This is a genomic window from uncultured Mailhella sp., from assembly GCF_944324575.1.
Taxonomy (GTDB): domain Bacteria; phylum Desulfobacterota; class Desulfovibrionia; order Desulfovibrionales; family Desulfovibrionaceae; genus Mailhella.
This window is the reverse complement of the sequence record NZ_CALUWV010000153.1, coordinates 1-3,402: the sequence shown is the minus strand read 5'-3', so window position 1 is coordinate 3,402 and position 3,402 is coordinate 1. Positions and strand designations below refer to the sequence as shown.

Below are 3,402 nucleotides of genomic sequence, written 5' to 3'. Positions count from 1 at the left end.
CTGGAATTCGTGCCGCTCAAACACGAGGGAATCGAACAACTCTCCAACCTGCTGCGCGACCGATTCGGACAGATGGCAGTCGGGTCTGCCATCTCGTCCGGATCCGGGGAAAAACTCCTCGTCTCCTTCCGCCCCGAATGGGAAAAACAGCTCCGCGAGCGCATCATGGAACAGACCATACGCACGCTTCGCGGCCGCATCGACGCCTTCGGCGTGGCGGAGCCCGACATCCGCCGCCAGGGCGACGATCAGATTCAGATTCAGCTTCCCGGCGTCACGGACACCGGGCGCGCCCTTCAGCTCATAGGCCGCACGGCCCAGCTCACCTTCCACCGCGTGCGCCGCGACGTTTCCGCCACGGGCGTTCTGCCGCCCGGCGCGGCGTGGTATCCGCTGGTGGAGGGCACGCGCGCGTGGACGAGCGCCTCCCGCACGGATCTTTCCGGCGGGCTCGTGCTCGACAGGGAACCGCTGCTTTCCGGTCAGGACATCGTCGACGCGCGTCCCGCCTTCGACGAACGCAATCAGCCCTGCGTGGCCATACAGTTCAGCGCGCGCGGCGCGGATCAGTTCGAGCGCGTGACGGAAGAACTCATACATCAGCAGTTCGCCATCGTGCTCGACGGCGTGGTGCAGAGCGCGCCCGTCATCCAGCAGAAGATAAGCGGCGGCAAGGCCACCATCACGGGTTCGTTCACCACGGAGGAGGCACAGGATCTGGCCGTGGTGCTGCGTTCCGGCTCGCTGCCTGCCAAGGTTTCCGTGCAGGAGGAACGCACCGTGGGCCCGTCGCTCGGCGCGGACTCCATACGCGCGGGTCTTGTGGCCGGCGCGGTGGGTTCTCTGGGCGTCATGGTCGTCATGCAGGTGTGCTACGGCATGGCCGGGCTTCTTGCCAACGCCATGCTGGTGTTCACCATAAGCCTGCTCTTTGCCGGACTCGGTCTGTTCGGCGCCACGCTCACCCTGCCGGGCATTGCGGGCGTGGTGCTCACCATAGGCATGTCCGTGGACGCCAACGTGCTCATCTTCGAGCGCATACGCGAAGAAATAGGCCGCGGGCTCACCATGGCCCGGGCCGTGGCCGCGGGCTTTTCCGAGGCGCAGAGCTCCATTCTCGATTCCAATCTCACCACGCTGCTCACCGCCGCCGTGCTCTATCAGTTCGGCACCGGGCCCATCCGCGGCTTTGCCGTCACGCTGGCGCTCGGCATTCTGGCTTCCATGTTCACGGCCATTTTCGTGTCCCGCCTTCTCTTTGAAATGTGGGTGCAGAAAAACGGCGCGACGAACTGCGGCCTTGCACCCCATGTCTCCGGGTCCGCACGCCGGCCCCGGCCCCCGCATCCTCAAGGTTGAAGGATGCGGCCCGCATCGGGCGATCCGGGCTTCTCTCCACCGGATCGCCCGCACGAAAAATCCGGACGCTCCCGGAAGCGTCCGTTTCCCTTTCCCCTGTCAACAATCCCGGAGGAACAACATCATGGATGATTATCTGAAACAGGCCATCGAACTCGTCAAGGCGCAGTCTTCCGTGCGCGTCATGCAGGAGGAAGAAATGGTGGCCATGATTCGAACCCTGGCCTCCAGCCTGAAGGATCTGGAATCGGGCGTTCACGCCGAGGAAGAGGAAGAAGCGCCCATGCCTTCCCCCGCAAAGTCCATCAGGGAAAAAAGCATCACCTGCCTGGAATGCGGCAAGTCCTTCAAGCTCATCACCAGAAAGCACCTTGCCAAGCACGGTCTCGACGCTGATTCCTACCGCAGAAAATGGGGCATCAAGAGCGACGCGCCCCTCGTGTGCAAGAGCATACAGCGCGTGCGCCGCAAGAAGATGAAGGACATGCGCCTCTGGGAAAAACGCCACGCCTCCGACAACTGAGGGTCCCGCCCCTCAGCCGCCTGGGAAAACGCCTGCCGGAAAAACCCGCTCGCTCCTCTGAGTCCAGCTTTCGCCCCGTCTCCTGGAATCGACGAAAACGGCCTCTTTGCGCGCCCGTCTCCGGCTGTCGCCACCAGAGCCGCACACACGTCTAACCGTTCCGCCCGAGCCGAAGACACACGTCTCAAGGCAGGCAGAACCTGCGTATCCTGCGTGACGTTTCCGAGGGAGCCGTATCCCGGTTCAGCGGAAGCCGCGCCGTTCTCCGCAGAAAAGGCATATGCCCGGCCTCCTGCGCGTGGCCTCCCATGGGCGCCGTGTGCTGCGTTCTGTGAACCGCCCGCCTGTGCCGCAGCAACGGACGGGAGCGCCCGGCGCGCGGTTTGCCGTCTTGCAGCCGGCCTTCTTGCGGATGAGAGACAATCTTCCGCCCATTGCCCGGCCATTGACGCAGGATTACGCCTTGCCGAAGACGTCTTTTGAAGCCGCCCGGCCCCTCCTTTTCGTTCCGGCCTCCCGAGCCGGACGAAAACCCGCGTCAACGCGCCGCCGCGCACGGCCATGAACGACAACGGTTCTCTGCATGGAGGGAACCCGTCCGCCTTGTCTGCGCGTCTTTTTCGCCGGTGCGGACCTTGTCAGACATTTCCACCGGCTCCGGCCGGACCTCCGTTTTTCCGGAAAACGCTTCCCCGGCCTCCAAAGCTCTGCATGCCCTTTCCGGCGCGCCGCAGTGCCTGCGGAAAACGGAAGCGATCAGGGCCGACCAGCCCGCGTTCCCGGCACTCCGCACGTTCCCGACAACGTGCGGAGCGCGAACGCCCCGGTCCCTCTGTCTTTGTGCCGCCGCCTCAGCCAGCCGGACAAGGCGGGAAGAACTCCTGGAGGCTGCCCCCTCTTCTTCCCCGCCGTCCGAATACGGCGCAAAGACACGTCCCCTGCCCCGGTCCGCCATGCGCGGATCGGGGTCTTTTTTCAACCGGTTTCAACGCTCACGCGCCTGCGCGCGGGGAAGTACGCGCCATCGCCCCTGCGCCATGCGCCCTCAACCGTCAGGCGGCTTCATGCACGGCTCTTCCCGGTCGGCGTCCGGGCCGACTACGGGCGACGTGCCACGGGAGTCGAAAAACAAAGGCCGTTTCGTTCGAGCCCTTGTTCCTCCGGGCCGTTCACGGTCGACGTGGCGACGCCGAAGACGACTTCGCCGGGGTTCCCCGCCGGCTGCGGAAAAACGGCCAAAAAGCGCGGGGCAAAAATGATGTCGCCCGCGTCCCCTCCGCCTCATCCGACACCTCCAACGCATCCGGGGCGGCGGCATCGTCCGGGGCGTTTCCCGGGCGGCCCGGCATCGGCACGCCATGCGCGGATCGGGGTCTTTTTCAACCGGTTTCAACGCTCACGCGCCTGCGCGCGGGGAAGTACGCGCCATCGCCCCTGCCGCCATGCGCCCTCAACCGTCAGGCGGCTTCATGCACGACTCTTCCCGTGCGGCGTCCGGGCCGACTACGGGCGACGTGCCA

2 protein-coding genes are annotated in these 3,402 nt (G+C 65.3%); both read left to right on the top strand.

Going from position 1 to position 3,402, the window contains the following annotated elements; genetic code table 11:
• Positions 1-1,359 (top strand): protein translocase subunit SecD (gene secD / locus Q0J81_RS10880; protein WP_294447857.1); only part of this gene is annotated, 1,359 nt, incomplete at its 5' end.
• 124 nt (positions 1,360-1,483) lie between these two features.
• Positions 1,484-1,882 carry a MucR family transcriptional regulator gene (locus tag Q0J81_RS10875; protein ID WP_294447855.1) on the top strand — a complete coding sequence of 133 codons (399 nt, stop codon included), beginning with the start codon at positions 1,484-1,486 and terminating at the stop codon, positions 1,880-1,882.
• Positions 1,883-3,402 lie beyond the last annotated feature (1,520 nt).

What these genes read in the sequence shown, in the direction of transcription:
- Q0J81_RS10875 (WP_294447855.1), top strand. Translation starts at nt 1,484, where the DNA reads ATGGATGATTATCTGAAACAGGCCATCGAACTCGTCAAGGCGCAGTCT.